The 17636-nt window shown below is 35.4% G+C and carries 18 protein-coding genes; 7 read left to right on the top strand and 11 right to left on the bottom strand.

The genetic code is table 11. The features are described from left to right. Nucleotides 1–531: 531 nt before the first annotated feature. Nucleotides 532–2052 carry an FMN-binding glutamate synthase family protein gene (locus tag ABIZ51_08135; GenBank protein MEO7088742.1) on the top strand — a complete coding sequence of 507 codons (1521 nt, stop codon included), beginning with the start codon at nt 532–534 and terminating at the stop codon, nt 2050–2052. Between the two features lie 109 nt (nt 2053–2161). On the opposite strand, the gene ABIZ51_08130 is transcribed toward ABIZ51_08135, so the two are convergent. The 8 genes from ABIZ51_08130 to ABIZ51_08095 form a co-directional block, all read right to left on the bottom strand. Then, complete coding sequence (locus ABIZ51_08130) at nt 2162–3106, bottom strand: YXWGXW repeat-containing protein (GenBank protein MEO7088741.1); 945 nt, start codon at nt 3104–3106, stop codon at nt 2162–2164. Nucleotides 3107–3174: 68 nt separating this feature from the next. Next, the gene (locus ABIZ51_08125; GenBank protein ID MEO7088740.1) at nt 3175–3330 is read right to left on the bottom strand and encodes a lmo0937 family membrane protein; all 156 of its coding nucleotides are present in this window, start codon (nt 3328–3330) and stop codon (nt 3175–3177) included. A gap of 76 nt (nt 3331–3406) precedes the next feature. After that, nucleotides 3407–3979, bottom strand: a complete 573-nt coding sequence (locus tag ABIZ51_08120; GenBank protein MEO7088739.1) for a DUF5670 family protein — start codon at nt 3977–3979, stop codon at nt 3407–3409. A 190-nt stretch (nt 3980–4169) separates the two neighbouring features. After that, complete coding sequence (locus tag ABIZ51_08115) at nt 4170–4427, bottom strand: hypothetical protein (protein ID MEO7088738.1); 258 nt, start codon at nt 4425–4427, stop codon at nt 4170–4172. Between the two features lie 146 nt (nt 4428–4573). Continuing rightward, a complete protein-coding gene (locus tag ABIZ51_08110; GenBank protein ID MEO7088737.1) occupies nt 4574–5008 on the bottom strand; it encodes a response regulator in 435 nt (144 codons plus the stop codon). Continuing rightward, entirely contained in the window at nt 5005–7647 is a 2643-nt protein-coding gene (locus ABIZ51_08105; protein MEO7088736.1) for an ATP-binding protein, read from the bottom strand. Before ABIZ51_08105 ends, ABIZ51_08110 begins: the two co-directional genes overlap by 4 nt. Nucleotides 7648–7656: 9 nt before the next feature. Then, nucleotides 7657–8190: an AraC family transcriptional regulator gene (locus ABIZ51_08100; protein MEO7088735.1), complete on the bottom strand. Its 534-nt coding sequence runs from the start codon at nt 8188–8190 to the stop codon at nt 7657–7659. A 336-nt stretch (nt 8191–8526) separates the two neighbouring features. Continuing rightward, the gene (locus ABIZ51_08095; GenBank protein ID MEO7088734.1) at nt 8527–8805 is read right to left on the bottom strand and encodes a transposase; all 279 of its coding nucleotides are present in this window, start codon (nt 8803–8805) and stop codon (nt 8527–8529) included. A 137-nt stretch (nt 8806–8942) separates the two neighbouring features. Between ABIZ51_08095 and lhgO the strand changes: the two genes are divergently transcribed. Further along, entirely contained in the window at nt 8943–10160 is a 1218-nt protein-coding gene (gene lhgO / locus ABIZ51_08090; GenBank protein ID MEO7088733.1) for an L-2-hydroxyglutarate oxidase, read from the top strand. 53 nt (nt 10161–10213) lie between these two features. On the opposite strand, the gene ABIZ51_08085 is transcribed toward lhgO, so the two are convergent. From ABIZ51_08085 to folP, 3 genes are all read right to left on the bottom strand, one after another. Then, nucleotides 10214–11152: a type IX secretion system membrane protein PorP/SprF gene (locus ABIZ51_08085; protein ID MEO7088732.1), complete on the bottom strand. Its 939-nt coding sequence runs from the start codon at nt 11150–11152 to the stop codon at nt 10214–10216. 7 nt (nt 11153–11159) lie between these two features. Further along, complete coding sequence (locus ABIZ51_08080) at nt 11160–12230, bottom strand: gliding motility-associated C-terminal domain-containing protein (protein ID MEO7088731.1); 1071 nt, start codon at nt 12228–12230, stop codon at nt 11160–11162. Nucleotides 12231–12392: 162 nt separating this feature from the next. Then, the gene (folP, locus tag ABIZ51_08075; GenBank protein MEO7088730.1) at nt 12393–13259 is read right to left on the bottom strand and encodes a dihydropteroate synthase; all 867 of its coding nucleotides are present in this window, start codon (nt 13257–13259) and stop codon (nt 12393–12395) included. Nucleotides 13260–13276: 17 nt separating this feature from the next. Between folP and ABIZ51_08070 the strand changes: the two genes are divergently transcribed. The 5 genes from ABIZ51_08070 to prmA are packed head-to-tail and all read left to right on the top strand — an operon-like array spanning nt 13277 to nt 17632. Continuing rightward, nucleotides 13277–13813: a DUF1599 domain-containing protein gene (locus tag ABIZ51_08070; protein MEO7088729.1), complete on the top strand. Its 537-nt coding sequence runs from the start codon at nt 13277–13279 to the stop codon at nt 13811–13813. Nucleotides 13814–13831: 18 nt separating this feature from the next. After that, complete coding sequence (locus tag ABIZ51_08065; protein ID MEO7088728.1) at nt 13832–14947, top strand: BT_3928 family protein; 1116 nt, start codon at nt 13832–13834, stop codon at nt 14945–14947. Beyond that, on the top strand, nt 14944–16026 hold the full coding sequence (locus ABIZ51_08060) for an ABC transporter permease (protein MEO7088727.1): 1083 nt from the start codon (nt 14944–14946) through the stop codon (nt 16024–16026). The genes ABIZ51_08065 and ABIZ51_08060 overlap by 4 nt, the downstream gene beginning before the upstream one ends. A gap of 9 nt (nt 16027–16035) precedes the next feature. After that, nucleotides 16036–16791: a triose-phosphate isomerase gene (gene tpiA / locus ABIZ51_08055; GenBank protein ID MEO7088726.1), complete on the top strand. Its 756-nt coding sequence runs from the start codon at nt 16036–16038 to the stop codon at nt 16789–16791. Nucleotides 16792–16801: 10 nt separating this feature from the next. Further along, nucleotides 16802–17632 (top strand): 50S ribosomal protein L11 methyltransferase, encoded by an 831-nt coding sequence (prmA, locus tag ABIZ51_08050; GenBank protein ID MEO7088725.1) that lies wholly within the window; start codon nt 16802–16804, stop codon nt 17630–17632. The last annotated feature ends 4 nt before the right edge of the window (nt 17633–17636 follow it).

The raw sequence follows: 17636 nt of genomic DNA, 5'->3' as shown, positions 1-17636 counted from the left end.
TACCTGAACGTGAGGCACGTTTAGCTGAACCATAGGCACGTTTAGCTCATCGTATGACACGTTTACCTGAACGTGAGGCACGTTTACCTGAACGTGAGGCACGTTTATCTCATCGTATGACACGTTTACCTAAACCATAGGCACGTTTAGCTGAACATAAGGCATGTTTAATTTAAAATGTGGAATGATATGCAAATTTGAAAATGTGCGGATGTGCAGATTGAAAAATATGTTTTTGAACGCGCGCAGGCAAGAAAAGAAAAATTCAAGGCTTGGATTTCTCATTTCTTTTAAAAGCCTCACCTAAGTCTTCTCCAAAGGAGAGGACTTTAATTATATCTCCCTTCTCCTTGGAGAAGAGTTGGGGATGAAGCAGTTTTATTCAAAATATGATACTGAAAAATTATTTTTATTGAAAAGCCTTTCAATCAGAAGGCTTTTCTTTTTCGTAAGTTTTATCCTTCGCAAAAAAATATTTACCTAAATTTGAATCCATCTCTATCGATTTTTTATCCTCTTTTAACTGAATTTATGAGAACAGCCATTCGTTTTACTTTTGCCATTTTAGCCATTATTATTTTAATTGTTTTTACGATTCTCAGACCGCTTTACGGATTTAGCACATTAGCCATTTTGTTATTTGGTATTGGTATTTACGATACGTTCCAGAAAAAGCATACCATCCTTCGAAATTTCCCAGTTTTGGGACGTATGCGTTATTTATTAGAATTGATTGGTCCTGAAATTCATCAATATTTTGTAGAATCCAACACAGATGGAAAACCGATTGATAGAAATCACAGAGCCTACATTTACGAAAGAGCTAAACTTCAAAATGAAACGCATCCATACGGCACAGAATTAGATGTAAACGAGGAAAATTTCAAATGGATGCAGCACAGCATTTATCCTGCTGCCGAACTTAAGGAGCACCCCAGAACAATTGTGGGTGGCCCTGATTGTACCCAAAAATATTCTGCCAGTCTTTTTAATATTTCTGCCATGAGTTTTGGTGCATTGAGCAAAAATGCGGTGATGGCACTTAATCTGGGTGCAAAAGCGGGTAATTTTTTTCATGATACCGGCGAAGGAGGAATTTCTGATTACCATCTTCAGGGAGGTGATTTAGTATACGAAGTTGGAACAGGATATTTTGGTTGCCGAACAGAAGACGGTCGTTTTTCTCCTGAAAAACTGAAAGAGAAAGCGGCTATTCCTACGGTAAAAATGATTGAAATAAAAATTTCGCAGGGCGCCAAACCCGGACACGGTGGTGTGTTGCCAGCTGCAAAAAACAACGAAGAAATTGCAAAAATACGAGGCGTTCAACCTTTTACAACAGTTTTGTCGCCTCCCGGACACAGCGCTTTTAATGATGCGCGTGGTTTATTATATTTTGTAAAACAGTTACGTGAATTATCCAATGGAAAACCAATCGGTTTTAAACTCGCTATCGGAAGCAAAGATGAGTTCATAGAAATTTGCCGACAAATGGTAGAAACGGGAATAAAACCTGATTTTATAACCGTGGATGGCGCCGAAGGTGGCACAGGCGCTGCACCAATTGATTTTTCCAATTACGTTGGAATGCCTTGGGAAAATGCACTGATTTTTGTAGTAGATACTTTGAATGGGTTCGATTTAAAAAAAGACATTAAAATTTTGACAGCAACAAAAATTTTTACTGCTTTTGATATTTTCAAAGCTTTGTGCATCGGTGCAGATGTGTGTAATTCGGCACGTGGAATGATGCTGGCGCTGGGATGTATTCAGTCCTTGCGTTGCGATACCAATAAATGTCCTACAGGAGTTACTACCAACCAACCTGGTTTAATGCGTGGATTAGTAGTTTCCGATAAATGGGAACGTGTTAAAAATTACCAGGAACAAACCATGAACGATTTTCTGGAATTGTTTGCAGCAGCAGGTTGCACGGAATTAAGCCAACTCAACAGAAATTTAATTTACAAAAAAGTGAATGCCGAAATTAAATCCTACAACGTTTTATATCCAACAGTAGTTGCGGGAACTTTTTTAAATACATCTCGCTAAAAGGCAAACTGCAAATTATCTGTTTCACAAAAACTAATTTATAAAAAACACGTTTGAAAAAATATTTTTTCAAACGTGTTTTTTATAAAGGTAGAAACAAAGAGATTTATTATCTTCCTCCTTCTCTACTATGTTCTTGTTCTCTTGGTTGAGCAGCATGTTCTTGAGGCTGTCTTCTTTCTTGTTGTTGATTAACTTGTTTTGGGGCAGCAGCATGATGTTCAGGTTGTCTTCTTTCTTGTTGTTGATTAGTGTGTTTCGGAGCTGTAGCTTGGTGATGTACAGCGTTTCTCTGAACACGATTCTGCGTTGGAGTAGGAGATTGTTGTTTGGTTCTATTACCATTTGCAGGACTCGCTTGATGCGTTTTAATTGCTGCATTATGAACAGGTTGCTTACTTGCTCTGCTCGTGGATGTTGAAGCAGGATGCCCTTTATTTACTGAATAAAGTTCGTTTCTATTTTTACTTGCGGCCTGTTGATGTGATAATTGTCTGGAAGTGGGCTGAATATGCTTTTCTTTCATCGCTACTTGTTCATTTGCAGATGGACGTCTCGCAACTCCTCCTACTCCATTAAAGCTGGAATGGTTAACTTCAACATTATTAATATTGGTTCTATCTACGTAAGTATTGTGGATGACAGTTACATTTACGTTACTTACTGCTGTGTTATAACGAAAATGCTGTCCTTCCCAGCGTCCGCCGTAATATCCTTCACCGTTATATCCATTTCCATAACATACTCCGCCGTAAAAACCAACATTTTCTCCCCAATAACCAGCACTCCAGCCATAATAGCCACCTTCAAAACCCCAATAACCGGGCGTCCATAAAAAGCCAACTTGTGCTGGATAAATCCATACTCCGGGTACCCAATAATATCCTTCGATACCATAAGCCCAATATCCAGGCTCCCAAACATACCCATCAACAGGGCAAGGAGGTTGCACATATTCAGGCATTTCTGGTGGTGCAATCTGAATTTGCACACTTGCACTAACCTGCGCATAAATAGTTTCACTACCAAATAGGAAAGAAGATAGTACGATCATTACAATTGTGATTTTTTTCATAGTATTTTCTTATAATTATTTATTTGATCTTATAATTTTTATTGACATTAAATGATGTCTTTACCTCTTATCAGGCGCAACAAGATTGCGACGATTGCAATTATCAGAAGGATGTGAATAACAGCTCCTACATTGAAAGCAAAAAAGCCAATAAACCAAGCAATGATAAAGATTATCGCGATGATATATAATAGATTGTTCATTGTTATATATATAAGTGAAAATTATTTTTTAAGAAATACTTTTTTTAACCGGAACTTTACGTTGCGTACTAAAAATCTATATCAAACGAAAGAGCCACAGAATAAATAATACTAAGGCGATAACAAGAAGTACATTTACCAATCCTCCCAATCCCCAACCACCAGAAAGAATCGCCAATAGCCATAGAATTAGCAATATCGTAATGACCAGCCAAAAAAGACTACGCGCATTGCTTGAATAATTATCTCCTTGATCTAAACGTTCACGCATTGTTTTAACTTTCGGGATATTCGCAGAAACAATCTCAGGCATATTTGTAGATAGCACATGTGGATTTACAACTGGTTTGCTGTTTGTAGCCGTTACGAGTCTTACGTTTTGTTTTTTAACCGCAATTGGCATCACCGCATTTCCTCTGTCAACTTTCACAACTATCGGCGCAATAACTTGTGGTGAAACAGCCAACATTTGTTTCGTATAAACAGGCTTTTTTGCTTGCTGCGTTACTGTTGATTTCTTGTAAACATTATCAACATAATATCCACTTCTATAGTGGCGCTTTGTTATGGAGATTAATCGGTTGCCACAAGAAGAAAGCAAAATGCTTGCACCAATAAATAAAAGAATAGATGAGGATAATTTTTTCATAGTTTGTAAGTGTTTAAATGGTTAAAAATAATTACGAAGCAAAAGTGCGCTACTTTATTTATAGAAGTATTACACAAAATCGGATATAAGTTACATTATTCACAGATTTGTCGTTTCAAATTTTGCAATGACTTTGAATAAAAAAAGCACCATGTTATAACACAGTGCTTTTTTAAGAACTAACGGAAATTTAGTTATTCAGTGCATGATGCTTTGCATCTTGTCTTTGTCCTTTACTTGCAAGATGAATGTGTCCTTGCGCTTTAATTGTACACTGGGCAGCTTTTTCGTGGTTTCCTTCTGTATGGCACTTTGCCGCTTCCAAGTGATTTTTTGCTGCTGCTTCACAATGAGATGCAATCTCTTTGTGGTTTTCAATACCTTTTTGATTTTCAGTAGTAGATCCTTTTTGGTTCTCTGCTTTAACTGGATTTGATGTAGTTGTCATTTTTTTAGGATTTATTTTGTAACTGAATTATTACGATACAAAGGTGCCGATGTTTCTATACGTAAGCGTTACACAATCTTGTAAATGATTTGCATAATTCACGGGATCAATACAGATGAAAGGAGAATGAAAAAATAAAAAAGAAGTTACATCCTTTCTATGTACCAATTCAATTGCTTTTCCGTTTCTTGTTGTCGTAGAACTGTGGTAATAATCTTTTTCAGACGTATGAAAGCAGTTTCACTTTTTACCACATAATCAGTTGCTTTATGGTGCATACAGTTAACAGCCACATTAATTTTATCTTGAGAGGACAGCATGATAACAGGAATATTCGGATTAAATTCTTTTATTTTATCCAGTGTTTCTATTCCGTTTATTGCATTTTTATCAATGCCATCCAAGTGGTAATCTAAAATAATTACATCTGGATTGTGCGCTAAGTTCTCTATGCAAAGTTCCCCCGTTGCAAACATTTCAATATTAAAATCAGCATGTTCTAAAAACTCAATTTCAAGTGATTTTAAAAACACCGCATCGTCATCTACCAAAAAAAGGTTTATTTTATTATTGTTTTTCATTCTTTTTTGTTTTTAATTATATTAAATTCTTCTTCCAATTCAAGACATGCTTGCGTGCATATATTTTCGAGCTGCAAAACCAAATCAGATATGTTATCTGCTTGTTGCTGATTGCGGGCATATTCATGTACTTTTTTTGCCATATTTTCAAAGTCTGCACTGATGCCCATAATTGAAAAAGAGGGAATCATTTTGTGCACTGAAGCTTGTAATAAATTCCAATCTTTATTTTGCAAACTCGTTTTCATGGCACTAATCAGTGGCGGTGTTTGTTCTAAATAAAGCGATATCATTTCCATCATCAATGTTGGATTAGATTTGGTACGATGGGTTAAATAATTTAAGTCTATACATTTTGTTTTTTTGCTCTTGTTCTCTTTTTGATCATCCTGTTTTATAGATATCGTTTTTCTTACCGAGCTAATTATTTTATTGTATAATATCCTTTCGTCAACAGGCTTTGAAATATAATCATTCATACCAACGGCTTTGCACTTTGCTAAATCAACCGTAGTTACATCGGCTGTTAAAGCAATTATTGGAATTTTTAAATTCATTTTATTTCGGATGTATTCAGTTGCCTCAAAGCCATTCATTTCGGGCATTTGCAAATCCATCAAAATAATATCGTACGATTGTGTCTTTAGTTTTTCAATCGCTATTTTTCCATTATCTGCAATGTCTGGTTCAAAACCAAAATCATCAAACAGCGTTTTCATTAATAATTGATTAAGCGCAATGTCTTCAACCACCAATACTTTTATGTTCTTAACGTCAGTATCTAATTCCACTAAGTTGTTTTCTAATTCAGCTGCTGCATTTGTTTTTAAAAAAGGCAATATAAAACTAAATGTAGAGCCTTCGCCCATTTTACTTTCCACACGTATAGTACCTCCCTGCGGTTCTACCAGTTGTTTAACAATGGCAAGTCCTAAACCCGTTCCTCCATATAATCTGGACGTGCCACTGGTTGCTTGTTGAAAATTTTCAAAAATATTTTTTATTTTATTTTCCGTTATTCCAATTCCTGTGTCTTTAACGGCAAATTCTACTTTTATTTTTTCATTGTCTTCATATACTAAACGAACACTCACTGTTATTTTTCCTTCAGTTGTAAACTTTACGGCATTGCTTACCAAGTTTAAAATAATTTGATGCAGGCGCACAGGGTCACCCGCCAATACGTCGGGAATATTAGTATCGTACTCCTTAACTAATTCTAAATTTTTTTCCTGAATTTTAGTTTCAAACAAATGCAACATAGCGGAAATAGACGATGCCAATTTAAAAGGAATGTGCTCGAAGTTCATTTTTCCAGCATCTACTTTTGCCAAATCAAGTATGTCGTTAATAAGCACAACTAAAGCATCACCGCTCACTTTTATTGCCGATAAATATTCTTTTTGTTTGGACGATAAATCTGTTTTCAATACCACTTTAGTAAAACCAATAATGGCATTCATAGGTGTACGAATTTCATGACTCATATTCGACAAAAATTGCTGCTTCGCTTTTACCGCATCTTCTGCAATACGAGTAGCGCTTTCTGCTTTACGTTTTGCTTCTTCAGCAATTTCTGTAGCTAACTCGGCGAATATTTTTGCTTCCAATAATTCGGTTGCAATTCTTTTTTGGTCGGTAACATCTCTCGCAACAATTACCACACCTAATACATTGCCTTTGTCATCTTTATAGACAGAACCGTTAAATAATACATCGGTAAGTTTCCCATCTTTATGACGAAGTGTTAATGGAGAATCGGCAACTGAACCTTTCGCAAAAACTTCCTGATACACCTCACGAGCCTTTTGTGGTTCCGTAAAATAATTAAAGAAATCTGTACCTGTAAGCTCTTTGCGAGTTAGTCCTGTAATATTTGCCGTTGCTTCATTCATATCCGTAATTTTACCTTTCGTATTGATGGTAACCAATGGATCACGACTGGCTTCTATAAGACTAAGTGAATATTGAGAAGCTAATTTTGCAACATAACTAAATGCTTCCAATTCTTTATTTGCAATTTCTCTTCTTTCTTTTTCTTTGTTTTGAAAAAGAAGTTCTACGTCAGCAATAACTAATTCTGCTGCACGTTTTTCTTTTTCATCATTTTGAAAAGCAAGTTCTTTGTTGGCAACGATTAACTCATCGGCACGTTTTCCTTTTTCTTCGTTTTGAAATGCTAGTTCTTTGTTGGCAATGATTAACTCATCGGCACGTTTTCCTTTTTCTTCGTTTTGAAATGCTAATTCTTTGTTGGCAATGATTAACTCATCGGCTTTTCTAACCGTAATATCTCTGATAGTAATCACAACTCCTTCTACATTTCCTTTGTTGTCTTTAAAAACCGAACCATTACACAATACAGGAGTTTCTTTTCCATCTTTTATGGTAAGTGAATAATTTTTTATAATCCCTTTGGCAAATATTTGTTCGTAAGCTTTTCGTGCTTTTTCGGGTTCAGTAAAATATTTTAAAAAGTCGGTACCAATAATCTCGTCCCTCAATTTTTCTGTAGTCTTCAGCGTAACTTCGTTTACATCTAAAATCTTACCAATGGGATTTACCACAAATAAAGAATCTAAACTTGCTTCCATCAAACTTCTACCGTACTCAGATTTTTCTCTTTTTAGTTTCTCCATTCTATTTTCTTATAACGTCGAATTCCCAATTTCTTCAATTGTATTTTGCCTTTTCTCTTTTAACTGTTTAAAGTGAGAGGGAGAAAATCCTGTGATTTTTTTGAATTGATTAGACAAATGTGCTACACTGCTGTAATGCAATTTATAGGATATTTCCGTGAGATTAAGTTCATCGTACAGCAAAAATTCTTTTACTCTTTCAATTTTATGAATAATGATAAATTGCTGTATGGTTATGCCTTTCACTTCCGAAAAAATATTGGACAAATAAGTATAATCGTATTTTAATTTTTCACTTATGTAATCCGAATAATTCACTTCCGGCAAATCATCTGAATGATGAATCATCTCGATAATTAGATTTTTTACTTTTTCAATCAAAATCGCTTTTTTGTCGTCCATCAGCTCCAAACCTGATTTAAGTAAGGCGATATTCAAATCCTCTCGCAATTCAGCAGAAATAGTTTCCATGATTTCGATTTCACCTAAATCAACAATAATAAAATGAAGTCCGAGTTTTTTCAACTCTTCTTTGACCAGCATCTTACAGCGAAGGCTGACCATATTTTTAATGTAGAGTTTCAAATTTGAGAGTTATTAATTTGCGTTTTTATCAAGATACGTATTATTTACCAAGCCCACCCGAGATTCTTTCACAATATCTATTTTAATTTTGATAAAAGTAGAGAAGTCGAAATACCAGATATTTTAATACCAATTATTATTTCGACAAAGCTGAGCAATAACAAATCAATATTCTTACATAACTAAGAAGGAAAGTTACATAAATCACACATTTTAAACAAATAGGAACCTTTACATCTTTGAGCACTTGTTACTGAGATCGTCGTTACTCATCTTCTTTTAAGAACCCATTTACTACAATAAACTCTTCGTATTCTTTACTAAAAGCTTTTTTTGAATGATGTGCTTTTTGATTGTAAATATATCTGAAATAGCCATTTTAGGATTTTGTAAAAACAACAAATGAATATGATCAGGCATACCATTAATAATTCTGACAGTACAACCATTATCTATCAATTGTTGGCGCATATAGCTATATATTTTTATTTCAACAAAAGAACTAATTAATGGGATACGAAATTTAGTAGCAAAAATAACATGAAGTCCTATTTTGTTATATGAATGCGACATTTCTAGACGTGTTTGTTAAACCGTTTAAACGGTTATTTCAATATTTTATTTCTATTAGCCCACGATTTAAATCGTGGGCTATAAATCGTGGATAACAATCCATAAAATTATTTTAATTTTGCAAAAATATTTTTTCAGTGGAAAATAAATACGACATCATTATTGTAGGCGGAGGAATTGTTGGTTTGGCTTCGGCTTATAAAATCAATTTAAAATTTCCTCAAAAAAAAATTCTTGTTCTTGAAAAAGAAAAAGAAGTAGCTGCACATCAAACCGGGCATAATTCGGGCGTTATTCATTCCGGAATTTATTACAAACCAGGTTCGTATAAAGCAAAAAATTGTGTGGATGGAAGACGTGAATTGGTTGCTTTCGCGAAGGAACATAAAATTGCACACGACATCTGCGGAAAATTAATTGTGGCAACGCATCAATCGGAATTGGCGCATATGAACAAAGTTTTCAATAACGGTTTGGCAAACGATGTAGAAGGAATCGAAAAAATAAATCGCGACAAGATAAAAGAGATTGAACCTTTTTGCGAAGGCATCGAAGGAATTTGGGTCCCTTGCACCGGAATCATTGATTACTCCGAAGTTACTCGAAAATACAGAGAATTAATCGAAAATAAATTTCCGGGAAGTAAAGTTTTGACAGGAGAAGAAGTAAAAGCGTTTGAACACCACGAGAATTACACAAATGTCATCACTCAAAAAAATATTTTTTCGGGCAGCTATATTATTACTTGCGCGGGATTGCAATCCGATCGCATCGCGAAAAAAGAAGGCACGAAAACAGATGCTGCCATTGTTGGTTTCAGAGGCGATTATTTTGATTTATCTGAAAAAGGAATGCACAAAGTGAAAAATTTAATTTATCCGGTTCCCAATCCGAAATATCCGTTTTTGGGTGTTCATTTTACACGAATGATTCACGGTGGCGTGGAATGCGGACCGAATGCGGTTTTTGTTTTTAAACGCGAAGGTTACGGAAAAACAGATTTTTCATTACGCGATACTGCCGAAGCATTTAGTTTTGGCGGAACCTGGAAATTTTTTGCCAAGAATATGAAATTCGGTTTGGACGAATACCGCGGCGCTTTTTCGAAAAAATATTTTTTGAAACGCTTGCGCACACTAATTCCTGATTTGCAAATGGACGATATTGTTCCGGGAAGAGCGGGTGTTCGCGCAATGGCATTGGCTCCCGAAGGTGAAATGATTGACGACTTTAAAATTGAACATCGCGGAAACGCCATTCATATTTTAAATGCGCCTTCTCCGGCGGCAACGGCATCGCTGGCAATTGGAAGTGCAGTGTGTGAAATGGCAGTTGAAAAATTTAATCTTTCCTAAAAAATATTTTTTCAAGGAGAAAAAACGCATTCGAAAAATTATTTTTTCGACGCTTAAAAAAGATACCCGTATTTCTTTTTCAGAAAATCGCTATTCGTACCTTTTTTCTTTTTCAAATCGGTGCTGTAAATAAGCATTATTTCATGCGATCCGTTGTTGTAAAGATGCAGTGGCGAAGTTACCAAATCGTATGAATAACTAACTTGAAAATTTGTTTTAACCGTTACGCCAGCTTGTAATGAAATAGCATCTTGCATGATGTAACACAAACCAATAAACATTTTTTCTTTGTAGTGCATTCTCAAACTGTAATCTACTAAAAATGGTGCGCCACCAACATAATTAATAAAAAGTGTGTGTTCAAAAATATAATCGGGATTGACGGAGAAATTATATCCTATAGAAGAATAATAATGAGGTGCGAAAGCAACTTTGGCATCAGAAGCTTTGAAACGTTCCGTGCCTTGCAATAAATTCGACATACTTAATCCGAAATGATAGCGATCATTGTACAAATAAATCCCAGCTCCTGCATCGGGCGCCCATGATTTATCGGTTAAAGCCTGATTGACGGATGGATCTTGGCTATTGTGTATCGTCATTAAGCCGCCATCTAAAAAATATTCGGTCATCGATCCAGATAATCCAAAAGATAATTCAGCATCGTTAAATTTTATGTGATAGGCGTAATCTAACATGTAATTAGTACGCGTGGTTGGTCCTGTTTGATCTACATAAATACAAGCTCCCGCACCCATTTTTCCATTCATAAAACGGCTGTTTAAGGTGAGTGTTTTGGTAACAGGCGCACCATCAAATCCAACCCATTGCAAACGATAATCAGTACGTATATCAATCAATTTTTTTGTTCCTGCTATAGCAGGATTAAAAAATAAATCATTGGCTCTAAACTGAGTATAATAAGGTAATTGCTGTGCAAAATTACTTAAAGAATACAGAAAAAAAGCACTTAGGAAAATTATTTTTTTCATCCTTTAATTATCTAATAATTGTTACAGACCCATGATATTTACCAGTTCCATTGCCTGGATCCAAAATATAATAATACGTTGCGGAAGGCAAATTATTATTATCTGTTCCGAGACCTCTCCAAGAATTTTGATAATCATTCGCATGAAAAACAAGTTTGCCATAACGGTTGTAAACATCCAACACATTGTTCGGGCATTGCCAAATATTACCGATGAACCACGTATCATTTACACCATCACCATTGGGCGTAAACGTATTGTAAAAAACAAGTTTCGAATCGGGTATCACAAAAACCGTAACAGTATCCGATCCAATGCAACCATTTTGCTCTCCGTATAAAATATATTGCGTGGTAACAATTGGCTCTGCTTGCGTTATTGCCGTGTTCGGAGATGATAAATTGTTTGCTGGAGTCCAAGAATAAATAGAAGCTCCCGAACCGGTAAGCGTTACATTTTGCCCTTCGTTAATCGTAACGTTAGCGCCTGCTTCCACAGCAGGTGGTGATTTCACGGTTATTGTTACAATAGATGTTTCTGGCGGACAAGTAGTGCTATTGATAATTAAAGTATATGTTGTTGTTGTGCTTACCGTAGCCGTTGGATTAGGAGCCGCGGCATTATTTAGTCCAGTTGCAGGAGACCAATAAAAAGTAATTCCGCCAGCACTTGAATTTGCCGAATTTCCCAATTGTGCTGGTTGATTTTTACAAACAGAAGTATCTCGTCCTGCTCCCATATAATTTACTTGATACAAACTGACCGTTACAGAATCTGTCGCGCGATTACCTAAGGAATCAACAACAGTCAAATAATATTTCGTAGTACTTGTCGGGCTTGCTTTCGGATTCGCAATGTTGTTCTGATTCAGCGAAGCAGAAGGTGTCCAAAGATAATTATAAGGAGCCCTTCCTCCTGTTGCTGTTGGACTTCCGCCAATTGTAACTGAATCGCCAAGGCAAATTGTTTGATTGCTTCCTGCACTGACAACCAATTGAGCATTTGCATTCGTAGCAAACACGAGCATCAAAAAACAAAAAATGGAACTAAAAAAATGTCTTGTTTTAATTTCTATCATACGTACTTTCCTTGTTTTTTGAGCAGGACAAATATAATAAAATCTTTGTAAAAAAAACAGAGTGAAAATCCATTTTTCAACAGTTTTTGCTCCCTTATGTGGATAACTTTTTTGAGAGGTTTATTAAAAGCGGTTCGAAAAAATATTTTTCTGAACCTTTTATTAATCGCTTGCTTTTTGATAAAAAGCAAGCAATTCAACCGCCTGTTTTGCTTCTTTTACATCATGTACACGCAAAATAGTTGCGCCGTTTAATAAAGCAATAGTGTTTAAAGATGTGGTTGCATTCAAGGATTCGGCAGCAGAAATATTCAACACGTTTTGAATCATTGATTTACGAGAAACTCCAACCATTAAAGGAAATCCGAACGATTTAAATTCATTCAAATATTTTAGCAATTGGAAATTATGCGAATTATTTTTCCCGAAACCAAAACCTGGATCCAAAATTATTTTTTCAAGACCTAATTTTTTAAGCAAAAAAAGTCGCTCCAAAAAATATTTTTTCACTTCCTCCAAAACGTTTTCATATTGCGGATTTTCTTGCATCGTTTCGGGTATACCTTGAATGTGCATCAACACGTACGGAACATTTAATTTTGCTACTGTTTCAAACATTTTTGGATCCATCTTTCCGCCAGAAATATCATTAATCATATTGGCACCTTCAGTAACGGCTTTTTTTGCCACTTCGGCACGAAAAGTATCTACAGAAATTATTTTTTTCGGATGGTTTTTTCGTACGTATTCAATTACTGGAAGCAAGCGTTTTAATTCTTCTTCTTCCGATACAAATACAGCTTTTGGTCGTGTGGAAACGGCTCCGACATCAATCATATCAGCACCTTCCAGAAATATTTTTTCGACCTGTTCGAAAAATTTTTTTTCAGAAAAATAATTTCCTCCATCGTAAAACGAATCGGGCGTAACGTTTAAAATACCCATCACGACGGGACTTGATAAATCAAGAACGCACACGCCGAAATCGAGCATTTTTTTTTCTGAAAAAACTGTATCTTGTGCACTCATTTACACGGCAAATTTACATGAATACTACTTCCATTCAATTTGATGCAGCCATCAAACAATGCAAAGATATTTTTATTAAGAAGATGAAAGACTATGGAAGCGCGTGGCGGATTTTACGCCCGAGTTCTCTCACCGATCAAATTTTTATCAAAGCACAACGCATCCGAAGCATCGAAGATAAAGGTACGCAAAAGGTGGGAGATGACATTAAATCGGAATACATTGGAATTGTGAATTATTGCGTAATTGCCTTGATACAATTAGATTTGCTAAATGATGAACGCATGGAATTAAGCGCGGAAGAAATTTCACCTTTGTACGATAAATATGCGTTTGCCGCGAAAAATTTAATGGAAAATAAAAATCACGATTACGGAGAAGCATGGCGCGACATGCGAACCAGCTCTTTAACGGATTTAATTTTGATGAAACTTTTGCGCGTAAAACAAATAGAAGATAACAAAGGCGCAACGCTTATATCAGAAGGAATTGACGCCAATTACTACGATATGATTAATTATGCTATTTTTGCACTGATAAAAATAAGCGCTTAAAAAATTATTTTTTTGACGATGAGAATTCTTGTTAACATTTGTCGGATTTTTGTGGGGATATTGTTCATTTTTTCGGGCTTTATCAAAGCAAACGATGCTTTAGGATTTGCCTATAAATTAGAAGAATATTTTGCCGCTTTCCACATTGAATGGCTCGTTCCTACAGCACTTTTTTTAGCCATCCTCATTTGTATTTTCGAAATGTTATTGGGATTTATGCTGTTGCTCGGCGCGCGTATTAAAACAACTATGTGGCTATTGGTTTTAATGATTGTCTTTTTTACCTTCCTTACTTTTTACACCGCGTACTATCACAAAGTAACCGAATGTGGCTGCTTTGGCGATGCCATTCCGATGACTGCTTGGCAATCCTTCGCAAAAAACATTTTATTATTAACGATGATTGGTATTCTGTTTTTTCAGAAAAAAAACATCCACCCTTTGCTCGTTAAAACTGGCGAAAACGTTGCCGTTATTATTTTCGCATTGTGTTCCTTAGGATTTCCATTATATACGTATAATTATCTTCCAGTAATTGATTTTCGTCCGTATAAAGTAGGAACCAATATTTTAGAGCAAACCAAAGGTACACCCGACGTTTTGAAATATTATTACACCTTAAAAAATAAAAAATCAGGCGAAACAAAAGAGTTTGATGCTTGGCCAAAAAACTGGGATACTGAATGGGATTATGTGAGCAATCGCACGGAAGTGGTAACAAAAGGAAAGCAAGCAGCCATACTCGATTTTAGTATCTCGGATGCGATCGGAGATGATTTGACAGATACTATTATGAACAATCCGAATTATAATTTTTTATTGATTGAATACGATTTGGATAAAGCCAATATAAACGTTCAAAATAAAATAAATGATTTTGCCGCTTTGTGCGATGAAAATAAAATAAAATTTGCAGCACTCACGGCATCCGACAATGAAAAGATAAAAAATTTCAGACATCAAGTACAAGCAGCGTATCCTTTTTATGCCACCGACGGAACGGTATTAAAAACGATGATTCGCTCCAATCCTGGATTAATATTATTAAAAAAAGGAGTCGTGATTGCCATGTGGCATTTCCATTCCATACCATCATTTAGTGAAATTAAAACAACTTATTTGAAAGCACAGTGACCACATTTATTATAAAAAAAATAGTGTACGGATTGCTCGTACTGTTGGGAGTAATCACAGTTATTTTCATCTTATTTAATGTCTTACCTGGCGACCCAGCTCGGATGATGCTCGGACAAAGAGCCGACCAAGCTTCGATTGATGCCATTAACAAAGATTTGGGACGCGATAAACCGATTCAAGTTCAATTTTTTATGTACCTCAACGATTTATCGCCTATTTCCATCAACGACGATAAAAATCCGAATGATTTTATTTACCTCGATCCAGCAAAATATTCCTCTTACGAAAAACTATTTCAGGTATCAAAATCAAAAGTCATTATACTAAAATATCCATATTTAAGGCGCTCCTATCAAAGCAAACGAAAAGTAAGCGAAATCATTGCTGCCACACTTCCAGAAACTGCTGTATTGGCTTTTGCTGCCATTCTTTTTGCCTCCGTCGTCGGCATTATTCTCGGTATTTTTTCAGCAATAAAAAAAGATTCTTGGTTCGACCATTCCTCGCTCGTTTTTTCTATTCTCGGAATGTCTGGTCCCTCTTTTTTTATCGGACTTATTTTCGCCTGGATATTCGGATACGTACTTCATAAATATACTGGATTGAATACCGTCGGGAGTTTATATACAATTGACGATTACGGAAATGGACAAGTACTCGATTTGAAAAATTTAATTTTGCCAGCACTAACTTTAGGAATTCGTCCTTTGGCAATTATAGTACAGCTTACGCGAAGTTCTTTACTCGATGTTTTATCGCAAGATTACATCCGAACTGCTAAAGCAAAAGGCTTAAGTTTTTATAAAATCATTGCAAAACATGCTTTAAAAAACGCACTAAATCCTGTTATTACAGCTATTTCTGGCTGGTTTGCCAGTTTAATGGCAGGTGCTGTTTTTGTAGAATATATTTTCGGCTGGAAAGGTATCGGAAAAGAAGTGGTGGATGCACTCGAAAAATACGATTTGCCCGTAGTAATGGGCGTAGTGCTGGTTACAGCACTGATATTTGTCGTAATAAATATTTTTGTAGATATTATTTACGGCATTTTAGATCCGCGTGTGAGAGTTCAATAATTTCTTTTTATGGGACGAAAAAAAATAGTGTGCGGAAATTGGAAAATGAATTTGCTTCCCGACGAAGTAAATTTTTTACTTCAAAAAATTATTTTTTTACTCAAGGAAAAACCAGCGCCAAATATTGAAAAAATAATCGCTCCTCCTTTTATTTACCTGAATGGGATCTCAAAAAAATTAGACGAATTAATTCTATCTGCACAAAATTGTTCTTCCGAAAAAAATGGCGCTTTTACTGGAGAAATTTCAGCAAAAATGCTTTATTCCGTGGGTGTACAAAATATAATCATCGGACATTCTGAACGTAGAAATTATTTTTTTGAAACACATGAAATTCTTACAAAAAAAGTAAATCGTTGCCTCGAAAATAATCTACAACCTATTTTTTGTGTTGGCGAAAAATTAGAAGAAAGAAATTCTAATCTACAATTTGAAATTGTAGAAAAACAATTAAGAGAAAGTCTTTTTCATTTGGATAAAAATCATTTTTCAAAGCTCATAATTGCTTACGAACCTGTTTGGGCAATCGGAACAGGAGTTACCGCGACAAGCGAGCAAGCACAAGAAATGCATCAACACATTCGGAAAATTATTTCCGAAAAATACGGTAAGGAAATCGCGGAACAAATTTCTATTTTGTATGGCGGAAGTTGCAATGCAGCAAACGCAAAAGAATTATTTTCTTGCGCCGATATTGACGGTGGATTAATTGGTGGCGCTTCGCTGAAAGCCGAAGATTTTGTTCAGATTATTCATTCCTTTTAATCGTTGCATTTTGAATTATATTGAATTTGATTTTTCGGTAAAAACGCCTGCTCCTGCAAGCGATATTTTAATCGCAGAGCTCGCCGATATTGGTTTTGAAAGTTTTGTAGAAACCGAAAATGGTTTCTTGGCTTACGTTTCTGAAAAAGATTTTTCGGAAGAAAAAACAGCTGATCTTATTGCTTCAAAAAAATATTTTTTCGACTTCAGTTTTCAGCAAAAAAACATTCCCGATAAAAATTGGAATGAAGAATGGGAACATAATTATCATCCTGTTATTGTGAGTGAAAATTGTGTTATTCGCGCTCCTTTTCACGCTCCCAAAAATATGAAATACGAAATTATCATCGAGCCAAAAATGGCGTTCGGAACGGGACATCACGACACCACTTTATTGATGATGCGCGCATTGCTAAAATTATCACTCGATAAAAAAAATATTTTAGACATGGGCTGTGGAAGCGGCGTATTGTCCATAATGGCTTCTAAACGCGGCGCAGCAACAGTCTTTGCAGTGGATATTGATGAATGGTCGTACAAAAACACACTTGAAAATACCGTAATCAACAATACTAAAAATGTGGATGTTTGTAAAGGAGATGCGCAAATTTTGGCAGACAAAAAATTTGATATTATTTTAGCAAATATTAATCGGAATGTATTATTGGACGATATGAAAATTTATTTTTCGGCGCTCGAAAAAAATGGCGATTTATTAATGAGCGGATTTTTAAAACAAGATGCGGAAACCTTGAAAACAAAAGCCTTCGAAACAGGCTTTATTTTTCAAGAAGAAGTATCCGAAAACAATTGGTTATTTTTGCACTTTTCAAAAAAATAATTTT

The sequence above is a fragment of the Bacteroidia bacterium genome, assembly GCA_039924845.1.
Classification (GTDB): Bacteria; Bacteroidota; Bacteroidia; order DATLTG01; family DATLTG01; genus DATLTG01.
This window is presented reverse-complemented; position numbering and strand designations above follow the sequence as displayed.

Excerpts from the sequence above, each read along its gene's own strand:
- ABIZ51_08135 (MEO7088742.1), top strand. The coding sequence starts at position 532 with ATGAGAACAGCCATTCGTTTTACTTTTGCCATTTTAGCCATTATTATT.
- ABIZ51_08130 (MEO7088741.1), bottom strand. The coding sequence starts at position 3,106 with ATGATCGTACTATCTTCTTTCCTATTTGGTAGTGAAACTATTTATGCG.
- ABIZ51_08125 (MEO7088740.1), bottom strand. The coding sequence starts at position 3,330 with ATGAACAATCTATTATATATCATCGCGATAATCTTTATCATTGCTTGG.
- ABIZ51_08120 (MEO7088739.1), bottom strand. The coding sequence starts at position 3,979 with ATGAAAAAATTATCCTCATCTATTCTTTTATTTATTGGTGCAAGCATT.
- ABIZ51_08115 (MEO7088738.1), bottom strand. The coding sequence starts at position 4,427 with ATGACAACTACATCAAATCCAGTTAAAGCAGAGAACCAAAAAGGATCT.
- ABIZ51_08110 (MEO7088737.1), bottom strand. The coding sequence starts at position 5,008 with ATGAAAAACAATAATAAAATAAACCTTTTTTTGGTAGATGACGATGCG.
- ABIZ51_08105 (MEO7088736.1), bottom strand. The coding sequence starts at position 7,647 with ATGGAGAAACTAAAAAGAGAAAAATCTGAGTACGGTAGAAGTTTGATG.
- ABIZ51_08100 (MEO7088735.1), bottom strand. The coding sequence starts at position 8,190 with ATGCTGGTCAAAGAAGAGTTGAAAAAACTCGGACTTCATTTTATTATT.
- ABIZ51_08095 (MEO7088734.1), bottom strand. The coding sequence starts at position 8,805 with ATGTCGCATTCATATAACAAAATAGGACTTCATGTTATTTTTGCTACT.
- ABIZ51_08085 (MEO7088732.1), bottom strand. The coding sequence starts at position 11,152 with ATGAAAAAAATAATTTTCCTAAGTGCTTTTTTTCTGTATTCTTTAAGT.
- ABIZ51_08080 (MEO7088731.1), bottom strand. The coding sequence starts at position 12,230 with ATGATAGAAATTAAAACAAGACATTTTTTTAGTTCCATTTTTTGTTTT.
- folP (MEO7088730.1), bottom strand. The coding sequence starts at position 13,259 with ATGAGTGCACAAGATACAGTTTTTTCAGAAAAAAAAATGCTCGATTTC.
- ABIZ51_08070 (MEO7088729.1), top strand. The coding sequence starts at position 13,277 with ATGAATACTACTTCCATTCAATTTGATGCAGCCATCAAACAATGCAAA.
- ABIZ51_08065 (MEO7088728.1), top strand. The coding sequence starts at position 13,832 with ATGAGAATTCTTGTTAACATTTGTCGGATTTTTGTGGGGATATTGTTC.
- tpiA (MEO7088726.1), top strand. The coding sequence starts at position 16,036 with ATGGGACGAAAAAAAATAGTGTGCGGAAATTGGAAAATGAATTTGCTT.